Annotated in this window: 15 protein-coding genes and 2 pseudogenes; 6 read left to right on the forward strand and 11 right to left on the reverse strand. The window is 61.0% G+C overall.

Annotated elements, in window-relative coordinates; genetic code table 11:
- Window positions 1-8: 8 nt before the first annotated feature.
- The 10 genes from ABIE33_RS27225 to ABIE33_RS27270 all read right to left on the reverse strand — a co-directional run bounded on the left by ABIE33_RS27225 (window position 9) and on the right by ABIE33_RS27270 (window position 11,354).
- Window positions 9-230, reverse strand: coding sequence for a hypothetical protein (locus ABIE33_RS27225; RefSeq protein ID WP_429130897.1), 222 nt, complete (start codon window positions 228-230; stop codon window positions 9-11).
- A 166-nt stretch (window positions 231-396) separates the two neighbouring features.
- Window positions 397-2,016: an ABC transporter substrate-binding protein gene (locus ABIE33_RS27230; protein ID WP_429130898.1), complete on the reverse strand. Its 1,620-nt coding sequence runs from the start codon at window positions 2,014-2,016 to the stop codon at window positions 397-399.
- Between the two features lie 59 nt (window positions 2,017-2,075).
- Window positions 2,076-2,900, reverse strand: coding sequence for a creatininase family protein (locus ABIE33_RS27235; protein WP_429130899.1), 825 nt, complete (start codon window positions 2,898-2,900; stop codon window positions 2,076-2,078).
- Between the two features lie 359 nt (window positions 2,901-3,259).
- The gene (locus ABIE33_RS27240) at window positions 3,260-4,252 is read right to left on the reverse strand and encodes an oligopeptide/dipeptide ABC transporter ATP-binding protein (protein ID WP_429130900.1); all 993 of its coding nucleotides are present in this window, start codon (window positions 4,250-4,252) and stop codon (window positions 3,260-3,262) included.
- The gene (locus ABIE33_RS27245) at window positions 4,249-5,268 is read right to left on the reverse strand and encodes an ABC transporter ATP-binding protein (RefSeq protein WP_429130901.1); all 1,020 of its coding nucleotides are present in this window, start codon (window positions 5,266-5,268) and stop codon (window positions 4,249-4,251) included. Before ABIE33_RS27245 ends, ABIE33_RS27240 begins: the two co-directional genes overlap by 4 nt.
- Window positions 5,268-6,176, reverse strand: a complete 909-nt coding sequence (gene ddpC / locus ABIE33_RS27250; RefSeq protein ID WP_429130902.1) for a D,D-dipeptide ABC transporter permease — start codon at window positions 6,174-6,176, stop codon at window positions 5,268-5,270. The genes ABIE33_RS27245 and ddpC overlap by 1 nt, the downstream gene beginning before the upstream one ends.
- Before the next feature lie 2 nt (window positions 6,177-6,178).
- Window positions 6,179-7,192 (reverse strand): ABC transporter permease, encoded by a 1,014-nt coding sequence (locus ABIE33_RS27255; protein ID WP_429130903.1) that lies wholly within the window; start codon window positions 7,190-7,192, stop codon window positions 6,179-6,181.
- 141 nt (window positions 7,193-7,333) lie between these two features.
- Entirely contained in the window at window positions 7,334-8,875 is a 1,542-nt protein-coding gene (locus tag ABIE33_RS27260; protein ID WP_429130904.1) for an ABC transporter substrate-binding protein, read from the reverse strand.
- A 121-nt stretch (window positions 8,876-8,996) separates the two neighbouring features.
- On the reverse strand, window positions 8,997-9,629 hold the full coding sequence (locus ABIE33_RS27265; protein ID WP_429130905.1) for a helix-turn-helix domain-containing protein: 633 nt from the start codon (window positions 9,627-9,629) through the stop codon (window positions 8,997-8,999).
- A gap of 267 nt (window positions 9,630-9,896) precedes the next feature.
- Window positions 9,897-11,354, reverse strand: coding sequence for a M81 family metallopeptidase (locus ABIE33_RS27270; protein WP_429130906.1), 1,458 nt, complete (start codon window positions 11,352-11,354; stop codon window positions 9,897-9,899).
- Window positions 11,355-11,462: 108 nt separating this feature from the next.
- On the opposite strand from ABIE33_RS27270, the gene ABIE33_RS27275 reads away from it, so the two are divergent.
- From ABIE33_RS27275 to ABIE33_RS27295, 5 genes and pseudogenes are all read left to right on the forward strand, one after another.
- Window positions 11,463-12,287 (forward strand): M55 family metallopeptidase, encoded by an 825-nt coding sequence (locus ABIE33_RS27275; RefSeq protein ID WP_429130907.1) that lies wholly within the window; start codon window positions 11,463-11,465, stop codon window positions 12,285-12,287.
- A gap of 25 nt (window positions 12,288-12,312) precedes the next feature.
- Complete coding sequence (locus tag ABIE33_RS27280; protein WP_429130908.1) at window positions 12,313-13,551, forward strand: NAD(P)/FAD-dependent oxidoreductase; 1,239 nt, start codon at window positions 12,313-12,315, stop codon at window positions 13,549-13,551.
- Between the two features lie 104 nt (window positions 13,552-13,655).
- Window positions 13,656-13,739: pseudogene (locus tag ABIE33_RS27285) on the forward strand (LysR family transcriptional regulator); the annotation flags it as partial.
- Window positions 13,740-14,200: 461 nt separating this feature from the next.
- On the forward strand, window positions 14,201-14,452 hold the full coding sequence (locus ABIE33_RS27290) for a FitA-like ribbon-helix-helix domain-containing protein (protein WP_429130909.1): 252 nt from the start codon (window positions 14,201-14,203) through the stop codon (window positions 14,450-14,452).
- Entirely contained in the window at window positions 14,449-14,871 is a 423-nt protein-coding gene (locus tag ABIE33_RS27295; RefSeq protein ID WP_429130910.1) for a type II toxin-antitoxin system VapC family toxin, read from the forward strand. Before ABIE33_RS27290 ends, ABIE33_RS27295 begins: the two co-directional genes overlap by 4 nt.
- A 142-nt stretch (window positions 14,872-15,013) precedes the next feature.
- On the opposite strand, the gene ABIE33_RS27300 is transcribed toward ABIE33_RS27295, so the two are convergent.
- Complete coding sequence (locus ABIE33_RS27300; RefSeq protein WP_429130911.1) at window positions 15,014-15,463, reverse strand: GNAT family N-acetyltransferase; 450 nt, start codon at window positions 15,461-15,463, stop codon at window positions 15,014-15,016.
- 1,154 nt (window positions 15,464-16,617) lie between these two features.
- Between ABIE33_RS27300 and ABIE33_RS27305 the strand changes: the two are divergent.
- Window positions 16,618-16,825 (forward strand): annotated as a pseudogene (locus ABIE33_RS27305) (hypothetical protein); the annotation flags it as partial.

Raw genomic sequence — 16,825 nt, forward strand, 5'->3', positions numbered from 1 at the left:
TTTTGTCCCTAGCCCTTCTTGTCGCTTCCGGCGTTCTGCGAGCCTTCGGCTTGATGGCCGAAATGCCAATGATCGCCTTGAGTAGATTCGAACCAGAGTTCCGTGATCAACGGTTTTGTCAGTGAACGTCCAGCTATTGCCTCGGCACCGTACCAATCGCCCTGGCCGCGCAGCTGCAAAACCCGCTTTTCACTTTCGCAGCGCGACGCCCGGATACCGGCTTCCATCATCCACTAAACGCAGGTCTCCTTGCTGACGGCAGTCCGGTGGCGCTCGATCAGCTTCTCGGCGGCCCACGTTGGTCCGAAATCCACGTAAAAGCTCACGCACCTGGCTGCCCGCTGTCCTAGCGCGCCGGCAGGTGCCGGCGCGCTAGGACAGCCAAGTTGCGGGGATTTATTCTTCGATGTCGACCTTCTCGAAGCGGTGTGAGCCCAAGGGCTCCATCACATAGTTCTTTACCTTTTTCGACATCGGCAGAATGACGGTGGAATGGGCGATCGGCACCCAGGGCGCCTGGTCGCTGATGATTGCCTGCGCTTCTTCGTAGAGCTTTGTCCGCTCGCTTTGGTTCGAGCCGGCTCGTGCCTTCTGGAAGATCTCGTCCAGCGGCATGTAGCACCAGTTGGCATTGTTGCTGCCGCCGACGCCGGCGCAACTGAAGAAGTAGCTGAGCAGGTTGTCCGGGTCGCCGTTGTCGCTCGTACCGCCGAGGATGATGGCGCCGTCCCGCGCCTTGTCGCGCGATTTCTTCAGATACTCGCCCCATTCGTAGGAGACGATCTCGACCTTGATGTCGACCTTGGCGAGATCCGCCTGCATCAGTTCCGCCGCTCGGCGTGCATTCGGCATATAGGGACGACTGACGGGCATCGCCCAGATCTTCATGCTCAGATCCTTGACGCCGGCCTCGTCGAGCAGCTTCTTTGCCGCCTCGACGTCGTAACCGTAGCCGTCGATACTGCCGTTATAGCCCCACATGGTCGGCGGAAGGATGCTTTGGGCGATCTGGCCCATGCCCTGATAGACGGAATCGACGATCGCTTTCCGATCGATCGCCATGTTGATGGCGCGGCGCACCTCCAGCTTGTCAAACGGCGCAACCAACGTGTTCATCGCCAGATAGGACACGTTGAGACCCGGCTGTTCCAGCACATTGAGGTCCGGATTTGCCTTCAGACCAGCCACGTCAGCAGGTGCCGGATATGGCGCGACATGGCATTCGCCGGCCTGAAGTTTCTGCATGCGCGTGGTCGCATCGGTGGTGATCGCAAAGATTAGGTTGTCGATCTTCGGCGCCCCATCCCAATAGTCGGCATTCGCCGCAAAGCGGATCGCCGCGTCCTGCTGGTAGTCGACAAAGCGGAACGGACCGGTACCAACCGGTTTGCGGTCGAGGTTCTCACGTCGTCCCTCTGCTGCAAGCTTGTCGGCATATTCCTTCGACACGATCGAGCCGAAGTTCAGCGCAAGCTTCGAAGGAAGCGACGCATCCGGCTGGTTCAGCACGAACGTGACGGTCTTGTCATCGATCTTGACGATCTCCTTGATGACCGCCGGCATTTCCATTGCGTTGAACATTTCCCAGTTCGCGCCAGGGAAATAGCTGTTCCACGGATCGTTCTTGTCCAGTTGGCGATTGTAGGTGAAGAGCACGTCGTCGGCGTTGAAGTCCCGCGTCGGGGTGAAATCGTCCGTCGTCTGGAACTTCACGCCCGCACGCAGCTTCAGCGTATATTCGAGATTGTCGTCGGATATGGTCCAGGTCTCGGCAAGGCCGGGAACGACGTTGGTCGTACCGGGTTCGAATTCGGTGAGACGATCATAGATCGTCTCGGCGGAAGCATCCCACGTGCTGTTGGCCGAGTAGAGCGCCGCGTCGAACCCTTCCGGTGAGCCCTCCGAGCAATAGACGAGCGTCTTCGCCATGGCAGGCGCCAGCGCGACGCCCGAAAGCATCGTCGCTGCAAGAAGCGATACAAGGGTTTTGCGCGTCCGCGCGAGCTTCAAGTTCATTGCTGTCCTCCCTCAGGAATGGAATGCGAAGTGCCCGGCGAATGCCCCGCCGGGATAGCTTAATCGGCCTTCCCGGCCGTCGTGCCGAGGCCGCGGCCGAGTGCCCAGACCGGATCCGGCGCCGTCCAGAGCACGTCGTTGCGGATCAGCTTCACCAGTTCGCCCGCCTGGAGATCGAGGAAGCGCTCGCCCTTCTCGGCGGTTGCGCTGCGCGGATCGCCCCAGGTGCCCGTGACCGGCGCGCGCTCGGCGAAGGAATAGAAGCGCGACACGTCGGCCGGCACATCGACAGGATGCTGCTGGTTTCCGACGGCCTGGCCGAACATTTCGGTCTTTACCGCGTCCGGCACGATCGCCAGCATCACCGAAGCCTCACCTTCGCAGGCATGATGCGCACCGGTGTCGACCTCGAAGATCTTCCCCGCCTCCTCCGGCGCCAGCATCCATGGCGTCGTGGCGACGATCGGCATGGCGAACTCGACCGCCAGTTCACGCACGGCAACTGCGAGCGGGTCCATGTTGCCGCCATGGCCGTTGACGATGAACAGCCGCGAAAAGCCGAGCGTCTTCAACGAGCGGACGATGCAGCGGATGACGCGGCTGAGCGTATCGTAGTCGAGCGTGATGGTTCCGCCGAAAGGCAGGTGGTGTTCGCTCATGCCGAGCCAGAGGCCAGGAAGAACGGCGACCGGGATATCATCAGCAACCAGACGGGCGGCGCGAATGGCAGCCGCGGATGCGCTGGCGGTGTCGGTAATAACCGGCAGGTGCGGGCCGTGCTGTTCCAGCGAGCCGATGGGCAGGATGGCGAGCGCCCCCGACTTGCCGGCGATTTCGCGCAGGCTGGGTGCGGTCATGCGCGCCCATTCAACTTCCTTCGTCATGTCAAGCCCTTTCATCAAATCACCTTGATGCCCGGGGCGCAGGCGCCCGGACCGCCACACGCGCGACTGCGTCTGGCAACATTCCGAAACATGCGCAAACGGCCGCCGACAGAGGGGCGCCGATTTGCGCTGATTCAGGTCTCTGTTTTCTCCGGCAAGCGGTGGGTCGGATTTCGGCTGAGCGCCGCGGAGCGAACAGCGCCAAATTTGCACAGTCGGAAATATCAATCAAATTATTTTTCGTATAAGAAAATTATATTTCTCAAAAGGGAGGCCGCGCGCATCAAACGACATCGAGCCGCCATGCCGCCACCCATGCCGACGGGAGGCGGAACGTATCTGTCGCGCCCGTCCGCGCCTCAACCCTGCGCCAGATGACATCGCGCGTGGCGCGCGCCATCGCCCAGGCGCTGGAGAACCTGCGGCGCCTCGCAACCAGCAACAGTCTTGCCGCATCTCTCCCTGTAGAAACAGCCGGTCGGCAGTTTGCGGTTGTTTGGAAGCTCCCCGATCCGCAACTCTGCAAGGGTCGGCAAGGGCGTTTCGAAACTCGGAGCCGAGGCCAGCAGCGTCTGGGTGTATGGGTGGCGAGGATTGCCAAGAACGTCGTCGGCCGGACCTGATTCAACGATCTGGCCGAGATACATCACAGCGACGTCGTCGCAGAAATGGCGAACCAGCGCGACATCGTGCGAAATCAGGAGGTATGTCAGCCCCCGCTCCCGCTGCAACTTCAAGAGCAGGTTGACGATCTGCGCCTGCACCGACACATCGAGCGCCGACGTCGGCTCGTCCAACACCATGAGATCAGGATCCGTGCTCATGGCGCGGGCGATTGCGATGCGCTGGCGCTGGCCGCCCGAAAATTCGTGGGGCAGACGATCCAGATGTTCCGGCCTCAAGCCGACGGCGGCGGCCAGCTCCGCCGCCTTGGCATGCAGTTCGGCATTGCTGCGCCCGCCGCGAATGTGCAGTGGTTCGCTGATCAGCCGCCAGACCGGCAGCCGCCGATCGAGAGAGGATTGCGGATCCTGGAAAACGATCTGCATCTTCTGCCGCAGGTCGCGCTTCTGCCTTCCCTGTGCCGCCTGAAAATCCTGACCGTCGATCGCCACCGAGCCCTTTTCGTACGGCGCAAGCCCGATGATCGCCTGGGCGAGCGTGCTCTTGCCGCAACCGGACTCGCCGACAATGCCTAGGCTCCCGCCGCCGCGAACCTGAAGGCTGACACCGTTGACGGCGTGCACATGTGAGGTGGCGCGGCCGAGCCAGTCTCGGGATGCCGGAAAGCGGACAGTGAGATCGGAAACCTCCAGAACCGGCGGGGCTATCGTGTCAATACCTTCGGTCATTGCCGGCTCCCCTGCTCTGCTAATTCCGGCCCGACACCTCGCCGCCAGCACGCGACCTCTCGGCCATCGGCCCCCGCCAGTTGCGGAGACCGGGATCGACAGAGGTCGATCGCTTCCTTGCATCGCGGCTGGAAATAGCAGCCGGCAGGCGGGTGCATCAGGTTCGGCACCGCGCCGGTGATCGCTTCGAGCTCCTGCTTCGGCGCCACCCGTTCCGGCAGACAGCGCAGAAGTGCCTGGGTATAGGGATGCTGCGGCGCATCGAGAACGGTTCGGGTCGCGCCATGCTCGACGATCCTTCCGGCGTACATCACATAAAGCCGATCGCAGAGCTGCGACACGACCGCGACGTTGTGCGAGATGAAGATCACCGACGTGCCGGTCCGGCGGGCGCGGTTCTGAATAAGCCGCAGGATCACGGCTTGGACAGTGACATCGAGTGCTGTCGTCGGCTCGTCGGCGATGATGAGGCCCGGATTGCACGAAAACGCCATGGCGATCAGCACCCGTTGCCGCATGCCGCCGGAGAGTTCGAAAGGGTATTGCTTCATGACGCGCTCGGGCTCGCCGATCAGCATGTCGGCAAGAATATCCCGGGCAATGCGCCTGGCATCCGGCAAGCTTGCCTCTTCGTGACGCATGATGACGTCAGTCAGTTGCTTGCCGATACGGATCGTCGGGTTGAGCGCGTTCATCGGCTCCTGGAAGATGGTCGAGACCATCTTGCCGCGCACGTCCTGCAGCAGGCTCTCGTCCATAGTGAGGGTGCTGTGACCAAAGAGCCTGACGGAGCCGCCGGTGATCCTGTAGCGCCCCTTGGGCAACAGTCCTGTCGCCGCCATGGTCGTCACCGATTTTCCGCAGCCGGACTCGCCGACGATCCCGACGATCTCTGCCTTTGCGACATTGATCGACACGTCGTCGAGCGCCTTGATCGCGCCACTGAAGGTTGGAAACTCCAGCGACAGATTGTGAATGGCCAGTGCCTGACCGCGAGATTCAACGGTATCGTTCATCATCTGCCCCTCAAGCGCGGGTCGAGCATATCGCGGATGCCGTCGCCGACAAGATTGCATCCCATGGCGGTGATCAGAATGGCGAGGCCGGGAAAAGTGGCGTACCACCACTGATCGAGCATGTAGCTGCGGCCGCTGCTGACAAGTGCGCCCCATTCCGCGGTGGGCGGCTGCGCACCGAGGCCGATGAAGCTGAGGGCGGCCGCGATCAACACGACCCCGCCCAGGTCGAGCGTCGCCTGCACGATGATCGGCGACATGGCGTTTGGCAGGATATGCCAGCGCAGAATGTAGAACGGCGAGGCGCCGAAGGTGCGCGACGCCTTGACGAAGACCTGCTCACGCAGGGAAAGCGTCTGGCCCCGGGCCAGGCGCACATAGGCGGGAATACGCACGATCGCCACGGCCAGCATGGAGTTGAACAGGCTCGGGCCAAGGGCGGCAGCCAGCGCCATGGCCAGCACGAGCGCCGGCAAGGCAAGGACGACATCCATCAACCGCATGATGGCGGTGTCAATCCGTCCGCCGACCACGCCGGAAAAACAACCGATCAGCACCCCGATCGACATCGAAATCAGCACAATCATGAAGGCGGCACCGCAGGACGCCCTTGCCCCGTAGATCACCCGCGAGAACAGGTCGCGGCCGACCTCGTCGGTACCGAACCAATGGGCGGCGCTCGGCGGCAACAGGCGCGCCGTCAGGGCGACCTTGTCCGGGTTGTAGGGTGCGATCACCGGCGCGGCGATGATCATGATGAAAACGAGCAGGATGATGGCAGCGCCGACCAGGGTCAGGGGGCTCCGGTGACTGAGATACCAAAGATACCGCAGGCGCTCGGAGATGGACTTGGCTCTGCGCATTGCGGGGGTTGCCGCGGCAGGTTCGGTCGGCATGACGGCGGACATGATCAGACCTCCCTGATCTGCGGATCGGCGAGCATGTAGGCGAGATCGACCAGGAGGTTGATCAGCACATACCCGATGGAAGCGACGATCGTGAAACCCATGATGGCGGGAAAATCGAGCGTCTGAATGGAGGTAACGACGTAGGTGCCCATGCCAGGCCAGGCGAAGATCGTCTCGGTCAAGACCGCGCCATAGAGAAGATCGCCAAGCGCCAGTCCCAACAGGGTGATTGAAGGGATCAGCGCGTTTCTGAGCGCATAGTTGAAGATGATCATGCCCTTGCGCAGGCCGCTGGCGCGGGCGGTCCGAATGTAGTCTTCCTGCAGGACATCGAGCATAGAGGCGCGAATCTGCCGCGTGATCACGCCCATATTGGCGAAGGCCAGCACAAAGCCCGGCAGGATGATGTGGTAGACGGCGCTGCGGAAGGCGTCGAAGCGGCCTTGCAGCAGTGAGTCGATCAACAGGAAGCCGGTGATGCGCTCTGGCGCAACGATGCCCATGGCAAGACGCCCGCTGCCGGGCAAGATCTGGAACTTGGCGTAGAAGAAATAGATCAGGATAAGACCGAACCAGAACACCGGCATCGAGATGCCGCAGACCGAGACCGTTCGCGCAATCTGGTCGATCGGACCGTCCTTGTAGACCGCAGACAGCACGCCAAGCGGCACGCCCAGACAGATCGCGATGAAGAGCGCGACGGCTCCAAGCTCCAAGGTCGCGGGCAGGAAGGTCCGGATATCGCCGGCAACAGGGCGATTGGTCCGCAGGGATGTCCCCAGATCGCCCTGCAGCAGATTGCCGATATAGATGGTGAACTGTTCGACGACAGGTCGATCGAGGCCGAGATTGCGCCTGACGTTTTCAAGCGTTTCGGCGCTCGCCCGGTCGCCCGCGATCATGCGCGCCGGATCTCCCGGTATGAGATGCGAGATCGTGAAGGTGATGATGGCGACGCCTAACACCACGAAAAGCAGAAGAACCAGACGCGGGATGATGATGCGGGTGATTGCCATGGACGTCGGTCCTTCCGGCGGGAGAACCCTGCCTTGCCTGGGAAACGATGAAACCCTGCCGCCTCAGCCTTCGAGGCTGGCGGCAGGTGTTCCGTGGGATGAGGCCTGTTAAGGCCACGGGATCGCTCTGATCCCGCTTTCTCATTCCGTTTTCGACATCGTTCCGAAATTGTAGACCTGGATCAGCATGGGATTGTAGACATAGCCTTTCACGACCGCGCGGCGGGCGAAGATGTCGTTCTTTTCCATGATGTAGAGATAGGGCGCATCCTGCGTCGAAAGCGTCTGCGCTTCGACATAGAGTTCCTTGCGCTTCGCCTCGTCGACGATGGATCCCGCCTCTTTCACGAGTTCGGTCACCTTGGTGTTGTCGTAGAAGGAACGGTTGCCCGGACCACCCATTTTGCCGGCGTCGAACCAGTAGTTCATGAACATGTAGGGGTCGGCAAAATCAGGCGTCCAGGCACCGGGAGCCATATCGAACTTGCCGTTGGCCACCAGTTCGCGTTTGGTCGTGTCGGCGACCGCCTGCAGATCGAGCTTGATGCCGATTTCCGCAAGGGACGCTTGCAGCGCAAGCCCGACCGGTTCCCACGCGGGATCGGCCTGGGAGAAGGTGTAGGTCAGACGGATGTCGCTCTTGCCGGACTCGGCAAGCAGCGCCTTCGCCTTCTCGACATCGTATGTGTACTGGAAGCCCTGCGGGTCGTGCCCCCACATGCCGCTCGGCACCGCGCCGCGCATCTGCTTGGCCTGACCGAGCATGATGCCGTCGATGATGCCTTGATAGTCGACCGCATAGGAAATCGCCTGGCGCACCTTGGCGTCATCCAGCGGCGGCTGGCGGTTGTTCATGTAGATGTAGTTCACATACATGCTGGGATTGCTCTCGACCACGACGGAGGCGTCCTTCTGCAGCGCCTCCGCCTGATCGAGCGGGATCTGTTCGATGATGTCGGCATCGCCGCTCGTCAGTTGCAGACGACGGGCCGAGACGTCGCCGACGATGCGGATGACGACCTGCTTCAGCGCCGGCTTTGTGCCCGCGTAATGTTCGTTGCGGTCGAGCACGATGCTCTGGTTGCGTTCCCAGGAGGCGATACGGTAGGGGCCGCTGCCTGCGGAGTGTTCCGCAAGCCAGGCCTTCGCCATGTCGCCGTCCTTCTCGTGCTCCATCACCTTCGGATTGACGATGGCCGCGCCGGAGACGGCGAGTGTCGAGATAAAGGGCGCGAATGGCGCCGTCAGATGGAATCTCACCGTCTGCGGATCGACGACCTCGACCTCTTTCAGCACCGGAAACGCGTCGGAGGGACCCGCTTTCAGCTTCATCAGCCGGTGGAAGCTGAATTTCACAGCAGCCGCATCGACCGGTGCGCCGTCATCGAACTTGTGGCCGCTGGCAAGCTTGAAGGTCCACACGAGACCGGCGTCGTCGGCGGTCCAGCTTTCGGCCAGTTCCGGTGCGACTTCCGTTGTGCCGCCCTTGTAGGCGACGAGCCTTTCATAGGCAGCGTAAATCAGTGTGTAACCGCTGTTGCTGATTTCGACGCCAGGATCGGCGGTCGGCGGATCTTCCGCTCGCGCCAGCACCAGCACGTCCTGCGCTGCGATCACGCCGGAAAGCGGCGTCGATGCCAGAAGCAAGGCGACGCCAATCGATTTCCACTTGGAAGCGTTCATCTCATAGTCCTCCCCAGAACTGCGGCGCACGATGCCCTCCCGGCACCAACCGCAGCACTAGAGTAGGAAACGATTTTCCTAAGTGCAATATTTTTTCTTATCGTACTCGTTTTTAGTTGTATCAGCTTTTGGACTTGATCGTCTGTGCGTTCGACAGGGTGGAGACCAATTCGGTTTCCGGGGTCGAACAAACGCACAGGATTTGCGCAGGTTCTTCGCTCACGCTGAGATAGGCATGTCCCATCATGGCGTCGAAGTAGCAGGAATCGCCCTTCTTGAGCCGCAAGGGCGCATAGATCTCGGTATGGAGCTCGAGTTCTCCTTCGACAACGTAGAAGAACTCCTCGCCCTTGTGGCGGATCAGCGGACCGAATTCTTCAAGGGTTCGGGCGCGGGCCATCGCCACGATCGGAACCATCGACTTCTTCGAAATCTCCGTACAGACATAGAGATAGTCGTAGTTTTGCGTGATGATCTCCCGCCCCTCGCCAGATCTGGTGTAGGTGCGGCGCCCGAGCATGCTGGGCGCATCCTCGGCACCCGTCATGGTCCCGAAGAGCTCGACGATATCGACCTTGAGGCCCTGCGCCAGCTGGATCAACCGGTCGTAGGTAAGCTGCATCTGGTTGTTTTCGACCTTGGAGAGGGTCGAGACTGCAAGCCCCGTCATGGAACTCACTTCTGCCAGCGTCCAGCGATTGCGGTTGCGAATCTCCTTCAGGATATCGCCGAGGGTGGATTTCGCATCGGTCATCGTAGGCGTCTCCAATTTGCCTGCAGCCGTCACGACCGCCTGCCGGTCTCGACTCAGCCTGCGACGCGGGCAGAATCCGATTGGCATGATAGGAAAACCATTTCCTATAATACGTGGCCGAAATCAACATCGGCTCGAAAAGCAATCCCATCCCCTTGCATGCTGGCGCCACCGGCGTGACAGGCTGTGATCATCCCTGCCGGCAACGACGGCAATGGATGGCTGCCAAATCTTCGCCACGTCGAGCCTGCCCAAATGGCGTCCGTCCTACAGTGCGAACGGGTCGGCGACCTTCGGCCAATAGGGACGCTTCAGTTTAGTGATGGGCAGCTCCTCGAAGCGGGGTTGCAAGGCGCCGGGCCCGCCGACATAGAGGATTTCGCTGGCGATGGCTTCGAAGCCGGCACGGAAGTGGTTGCTCGATTTCACCACGACAATCTTCCTCTGCGCCGGGTCCAAGCCCAGCCCCGTCATGCATTCCGGGTGGAAGACCTGTGTGCGCACGGTGTTCAGCACGATCTCGACGCCGCCTGCTGTAACCCATACCGCGTCGCCGATCCCGAGCGGTGTCGGCCCGAAGCGCTGGGTAATGCCGGAGGCGATGCGTCGGATCTTCACGGTCAGATCCAGCGGGTCTCCCGAGGCTGGCCCGACCTTGCCGCCGATCCTGAGCGCCAGCGTCGCCCCCTCTCCCGCCTCACGGCACAGGCGCACCGCAATCGGGTCCCAGTAGAGGCAGGTCGCTACGTCTTCGATGCCGCGCTCGATGATGCGGCGCAGAATGAAGGTCGAGTCTCCAGGTGCCCCACCGCCTGCATTGTCGGAGACGTCGGCCAGCACCACCGGCCCGCTCTTCGCGGCGACGGCCCGATCCAGCGCGGCATCGATGCTGAGATAGGTGCCGCGCATGTCCTCACGCGAAGCGAATATCTCTTTGCCGAAGGTCTCGGCGGTCCGAGCCGCTTTCGCCGTATCGTCGTCGGCAACGACGAGCATCTTGGCCCCGACATCTTCCACGTCTCCCCAAGGGAAACCGTGACCGAAGGAGACCGAGAGAATGCCGTCCCGCCCCTCCATCGCCTTCATGCGGTCGACGATGCCGCGCAACGGCGCGCGATGCGGGTGGAAGGTGTTGATCATCCGGCAGTCATAGAGGGCCATCGCCGGCCGAACCTCGCCCGCAAGGGTCCGCTTCATCAACCGGAACAGTTGGTCGGCAACCTCTTCGATGTCTGTGTGCGGATATTCCTTGTAGGTGGCGATCATGGTGGCGCTTGAGAGCATGCGATCGGTGATGTGGCAATGCAGGTCGAGCTCGGCGGCAACCGGGACATTCGGCCCGACCACTCCGCGCACGTGTTCGAGCAGATCCCCCTCGACATCGTCATAGCCGTCTGCGACGCAGGCGCCATGCAGCGCCAGCATGACCGCATCGACCGGCATCGCCGCCTCGAGGTCGGCGAGGATGGTGGCGCGGAAGCTCTCATAGACGCCCCGAGTGGTCTTGCCGCCGGGCTCGGCCACGGCGCAGAGACTTTCCACCACGTCCCAGGCTTCTTCTTCAGCCGCATTGCGCCAGACCAACATCTGCGACGAGCAGCACGTGAGTGGCCTGCTTGTCGCGTCGCCATAGGCGATCAGGTTTTCCTGGAAAGCCTCAAGCCCCGTCTGCATCGGCGAGAAGGTATTGGTTTCGGTGTCCAGACCCGCAATAAACAGTTTCATTTTTGCCTCCGCCAAAAAGAAAGATATTTTCTAATCATAAAACTATGTTTATCGTCGGAAAGTCAAATTCATCATTCGCGCTCTTGCGCGGCTGGCCGGGAGGCAGGAATGCGCATCTACATTTCAGCTGATATCGAGGGGATCGTCGGGGTCGTCAGCCGCGACCAGCTGATGCCGGAAGGTTTCGAATACGAAAACGCGCGCCGCTGGATGACCGACACGGTTGTTCACGCCTGCGAGGCCGCGCACGAGGAAGGCGTGGAGGAAGTCATACTCAGCGATTCCCACGGCAATGGCGAGAGCATCCTGATCGACCGTCTGCCCGACTATGTGCAGATCGTGCGCAGCTGGCCGCGACCGCTGATGATGATGCAGGGCGTCGAGTTCGGTTCCTTCGTCGGTGCGATGCTGCTCGGTTACCACGCCGGGGCAGGCCATCCGGGTGGCGTGCTGTCGCACACGATCGGCGGCACGGCCTTCGCCGAAGTGCGGATCAATGGTGCCGTCATGCCGGAAGCTGGCATCAACGCTGCGATTGCCGGACATTTCGACGTGCCCGTCCTTCTCGCCTCGGGCGACAATATCGCCCTGGACGAGATCAGGTCCTGTATCGGCGATATCGTGACGGTGCCGGTCAAGCAGGTTTACAGCACACAATCGGCGATCTCGCTGACGCCGGCCGTCGCGCATCGCCGGATTCGCGATGGCGTCAAGGCGGCACTGGCGACAGCCGGCGGGGCGAAACCGTTCAAGTTGGAAAACCCTGTCCTGGAGATCGTGTTCCGAAATCGCCTCCCGGCCGAGTATCTCTCCTACCTCAAGGGCGTCGAACGCATCGACGGTTACACGATCCGCTACCAGGGCGACGACATGGTCGACGTCTCGCGCTTCATCCAGTTCGTGGTCGGCTACAATTCGCGCCTGACTTTCTGACCAACGCCGCAACGGAAACCCAGTCATGACCACCTCCCTTGTCCTCGGCGCCGGCATGGTCGGCGTCTCAACCGCGCTTGCCTTGCAGGAGAACGGGCACCAGGTGGTGCTGCTGGATCGCCAGGCACCCGGACGGGAAACAAGCTATGGCAACGCCGGCATCATCCAGACCGAGGCCGTCGAGCCCTATGCCTTCCCGCGGAGCGTAAGCGAGATCGCGAGGGTGGCGCTCAAGCGCGGCAACGACGTCGATTGGCGGCTTCGCGATTTGCCACGCGTGGCGGGGCCGCTCTGGCGCTATTTCACGCAGTCTGCGGCGGCACCTTACGCGAGAACCATTGCGGCCTATTCACAGCTCGCGCTACGTGCGAGCGAGGATCACGCGCGCTTCATCGAACCCGCCGGCGCCGGCGAACTGATCGTCCGGCAAGGGTGGCGCGCCGTCTATCGTACGCCCGCGAGTTTCGAAGCGGCGACTGCGGCCGCGCAGCGGCTGAAGCGGGTCTACGGTGTGCCGTCCGAGGTGCTTGGCGCAGATGAACTCGCGGCGAGCGAACCGGCGCTGCAGCGTCGGCTCGCAGGTGCTGTCCATTGGACCTCGCCCTGGACCTGCCGTGACCCGGGCGAGCTGGTTGCGCGCTACGCAGCTCTCTTCGTGGCGCGCGGCGGGACGCTTACCCGCGGCGACGCCATGACCTTGCAGCAGAATGGTACCGGTTGGCGGGTGTTGTCCGAGGATGGTGCTGTCAGCGCTGAAAACGCGATCGTTGCCCTGGGGCCTTGGTCGCCGACGCTCGCAAAGACGTTCGGCTATCGCATACCCATGGTGTTCAAGCGGGGCTATCACAGGCATTTTTCAGGCCAGGACGGGCCGCGCGTCTCAATGCTGGACGTCGACAATTCCACGTTGGTTGCGCCGATGAACGCAGGATGGCGGGTCTTGACCGGCGCGCATATGGCGTCGCCGGGCGCAACGCCGGCATCGCGGCAAATTCGGCACGCGACCGACACTGCCCGCGAGCTTTTTGCGCTGAGCGAGCCCGTCGAAGCCACGCCATGGTCTGGGACACGTCCCTGCATGCCAGACATGCTACCAGTTGTCGGCCCGACCCGGCACAAGGGCCTTTGGTTCCATTTTGGCCACGGCCATCAGGGCTTCACATTGGGCCCGACGACCGCATTCCTCCTGGCCGAGCTGATGACAATCGCCCTTGTGAATCCGCTTACTCTCCCCTTGCTGCCGTCAGCGCGGGGCTGGACATAACGCAGCCGCAAAGACCATGGCGGACAGATCGACATCGTCGCACAGCGACCGTAGTAGACCGCCCCTGCCCTTGTCAGCTCCACGCGCCGTATGGGAGCTATTTCGTGGCCGATGCCGAGGAGCAGCATTTCGGTAGGGCGGCAGCGCGGATCCACATCGCCGAGCCGGCCTTGAGCTGTCAGATCCAAATCACTGGACATGCCGCCATTTTGCATGCAATTCGAGGAGACAATTGCTACGACCTGGAGTGATCAGAATGGCAAAGAACGAGAGCCATAGGTCGAACACAAAATCAGCATTGTCACCAAATCTGCCCCGCTAGGTCGCATTATCCGATGAAGGATTCGCGAACAATTAACCATCTGAATTAACGTTTGAGAATTCTGAGACGGAAGTAAACATCGCCGTGATTTCCGTCATCCTGACAGCGGTATGCGCACATGCTCACTATCGATAGGACCCCAGTATCGATATTGAGGGATCTGTAGGCGCAGTGATTCAAGTGTATCCAACCCTGTCGCGAGAGCCGGGCAAGGCCATGTCTCGTTCTGGTTTCGCATCTCGGGCCCGGCCGAAGCAAAGTGCGGTCCAATTGAACAATTGCCATCGTTGCACTATATGCAATCAATGATGACTGGAGGTAGTTCACATGGCCAGCGTGACCATTCGCAACATCGACGATCGACTGAAACAGAGGCTGCGGGTCCGCGCAGCGACCCACGGCCGGTCCATGGAAGACGAGGCGCGTGACATTCTGAAAATGGTGCTTTCGCAGCAGGAGACATCGGCGGGAAGCCTCGCTGGCGCTATCCGCGCGCGCATGCAGCCGCTTGGCGGAGTCGAACTGGAAATTCCCTCGCGCGAACCGATCCGCGACGCTCCGGATTTCTCCGCGCTATGATCGTTCTCGATACGAACATCATATCTGAACTGCTATTGCCGGTTCCCGAGCCCGCGGTTGTCGATTGGCTTGCGGAACAGCCTCCCGCCGCCGTCTTCACGACCACGATCACAGAAGCCGAAATCCTATATGGTTTACGCCTGCTTCCCGATGGTCGCCGCCGGCGTGATCTTGAAGCGGCAATCTTGCCGATCTTTGCGCAAGATCTCGCCGGTCGCGTCCTGCCGTTCGATCGGGAGGCCGCAGACGTTTATGGGACAATTGGAACGGAGCGCCGCAAGGCGGGTCGCCCGATCAGTCAGTTCGACGCACAGATCGCCTCGATCGCCCTTTCCCGTGGCGCCGCACTGGCAACTCGGAATGTTGCGGATTTCGAGGCTGTCGGTTTGGTGATCATAAACCCGTGGCAGGACAGGTAAGGTGGCCGGCCGCCGCAAAGCGATCGACGTTCCAGCCGACTAGATCGCCGCGATCAGCTCGGCCCCTGTGCATTATTGGGGCACGGATTCACGGTAGCAGCTTCGCCGCTACCGGATCGGCAAGATTCGACCCATTGCAGCCTTAGGGCAGATCTTTATGCAGTTCGACTGCAGGCGCAAAATCCGTCGCGATCGTTCCAGCAAACCGATATCCTGAAGCTTCATAGAATGGACGAGCTCGCTCGCCAGCTACGACGTGTAGCGTTCGAGCCCCGAGCGCTGCGGCACGACACTCAGCTTCGGCGAGTAGCTTTCTGCCTACCCCCATTCGCCATACCTCCGGCGCGACGAACAGGTCCTCAAGTTCGGCCTGCACAGCGCCTTTACCAGAAAGGACCGTTACAAAGCCCACAATCTCCCCTTCAAGCTCCGCGACGATGGCATGCGGCACGTGCGCGACCGGAACCTCTCTCGCATCTGGAAGTGCTTGCAGCTCTTCAATATGATCTCCCCAAGCCAGCGAAGACCGCAGCTTAAGTGCTCCGAGGGTATCCCTGTCCTCGGCATGTGCCTCTCGAATGAAAACGGCCATCTCAACTCCTATGCGGATCGCTGTCACTACAGAACGCTTTCCACTCCCATGGCGGACGCCGCCGCACAAGCATCTCGCCCGGCTTGAAAACGTCAATTGGAACTGACCAACCTAATCCCAGGAAAGCTGATCCTTAGGCAACCGACCGCTCGGGTCATGAACCTCCACTTTGTAGGGAGCTCGGCACCAGCTCCAAGGACGAGGTTTCCGTCACCCTCTTCGGCGCCACTATCCGGCGTCTCCGAATTCACCCTTGACGCCTTGGAGAAGGACGGTGGGCGTCAAGTATCGATAGTGGGGGATCTGGGGCCGAAAGTGGCACGATCGCCCGATCTAATTGGTTGAACGGTAGAAGAGGACCCGACCATTAGGCATCAGTTGCTGCAGGTAATCGAAGTCGCTCACATTGGCAGTAAGAACGGTAAGGCCAAGCTTTTGCGCCTGCAGGAACAGGACGCAGTCGTGAAGCGCTCGCGGCCGCGCGTCGCGGTGATAGCCCTGCAGACGACAAAGCAAGCCGGACAGTAAAGCGGCCCGCCGCAAACACCCGATGGGCCGGCATCGCCTTAACCGTAGTCCTGATTTGTTGAATGGCTGTTTTCGCACCTTTGTGCACCGGATCGACCACGCCGACGGTGTGCATCAACTCCTGGACGGCGATGGTGGAGTGATTGCTGTGGCGGATGTCAAGCAGTTCCCCCACAACTTCTGGCGCTCGCCCTTATAAGCCATCGATGTAGACACACGTGTCGAGCAGCAGTTCCAGACCGGCTTTGGCAAACCGTTGATTGCTTCCTTAACCGCCATCATGACACTGAAGAGGGAGATAGAGAGCCGGCACGCCTTTTTGGGTGAAGCGCGCCCCCTATGGCCGCGCCATCTCCTGAAACCGGTTTGAAAGCCCGGCGCGGATCAAGCGCACGGTAACAATTGCCCACAAACCTCAAGCGAAGCCCTAGGACCATATGATCCTCCCGGCGCTAGATAGGCGTTTCTGCTGACGAGATTTTGGGTATGAAGAAAACGGGCTTCCAAGTTGATCGTCATCGACACACCATCAATTGTTGCGATCGCATTCAATGAACCTGACGCAGAATGCTACGAGCAAAAAGTAGTCGACGCTCCGCGGCGTTTCATATCAGCTGCGACAATCCTTGAACTCCATCGTGATCGAGGCTCGGCCCGGCGAGGCAGGTGCTGTCGAGCTCGATCCATGGCTCTACAACGCGGGCGTCGCAGTCGACGCGGAACAGACTGCTATTGCAAGTGTCAAGCGAAGCGAGGAATTGACCCCTTGGGCGAAACGAAGATTTGACCCCCTTCATTTATTGGTCGTTTCGTTTGTTTCAAGCGCCGCTCCGG

It is taken from the genome of Ensifer sp. 4252, assembly GCF_050434565.1.
GTDB lineage: Bacteria > Pseudomonadota > Alphaproteobacteria > Rhizobiales > Rhizobiaceae > Ensifer.

Coding starts and splice junctions, on each gene's coding strand:
- ABIE33_RS27275 (WP_429130907.1), top strand. CDS start 11,463: ATGCGCATCTACATTTCAGCTGATATCGAGGGGATCGTCGGGGTCGTC.
- ABIE33_RS27270 (WP_429130906.1), bottom strand. CDS start 11,354: ATGAAACTGTTTATTGCGGGTCTGGACACCGAAACCAATACCTTCTCG.
- ABIE33_RS27295 (WP_429130910.1), top strand. CDS start 14,449: ATGATCGTTCTCGATACGAACATCATATCTGAACTGCTATTGCCGGTT.
- ABIE33_RS27300 (WP_429130911.1), bottom strand. CDS start 15,463: ATGGCCGTTTTCATTCGAGAGGCACATGCCGAGGACAGGGATACCCTC.
- ABIE33_RS27290 (WP_429130909.1), top strand. CDS start 14,201: ATGGCCAGCGTGACCATTCGCAACATCGACGATCGACTGAAACAGAGG.
- ddpC (WP_429130902.1), bottom strand. CDS start 6,176: ATGTCCGCCGTCATGCCGACCGAACCTGCCGCGGCAACCCCCGCAATG.
- ABIE33_RS27230 (WP_429130898.1), bottom strand. CDS start 2,016: ATGAACTTGAAGCTCGCGCGGACGCGCAAAACCCTTGTATCGCTTCTT.
- ABIE33_RS27280 (WP_429130908.1), top strand. CDS start 12,313: ATGACCACCTCCCTTGTCCTCGGCGCCGGCATGGTCGGCGTCTCAACC.
- ABIE33_RS27265 (WP_429130905.1), bottom strand. CDS start 9,629: ATGACCGATGCGAAATCCACCCTCGGCGATATCCTGAAGGAGATTCGC.
- ABIE33_RS27255 (WP_429130903.1), bottom strand. CDS start 7,192: ATGGCAATCACCCGCATCATCATCCCGCGTCTGGTTCTTCTGCTTTTC.
- ABIE33_RS27235 (WP_429130899.1), bottom strand. CDS start 2,900: ATGACGAAGGAAGTTGAATGGGCGCGCATGACCGCACCCAGCCTGCGC.
- ABIE33_RS27245 (WP_429130901.1), bottom strand. CDS start 5,268: ATGAACGATACCGTTGAATCTCGCGGTCAGGCACTGGCCATTCACAAT.
- ABIE33_RS27240 (WP_429130900.1), bottom strand. CDS start 4,252: ATGACCGAAGGTATTGACACGATAGCCCCGCCGGTTCTGGAGGTTTCC.
- ABIE33_RS27260 (WP_429130904.1), bottom strand. CDS start 8,875: ATGAACGCTTCCAAGTGGAAATCGATTGGCGTCGCCTTGCTTCTGGCA.
- ABIE33_RS27225 (WP_429130897.1), bottom strand. CDS start 230: ATGATGGAAGCCGGTATCCGGGCGTCGCGCTGCGAAAGTGAAAAGCGG.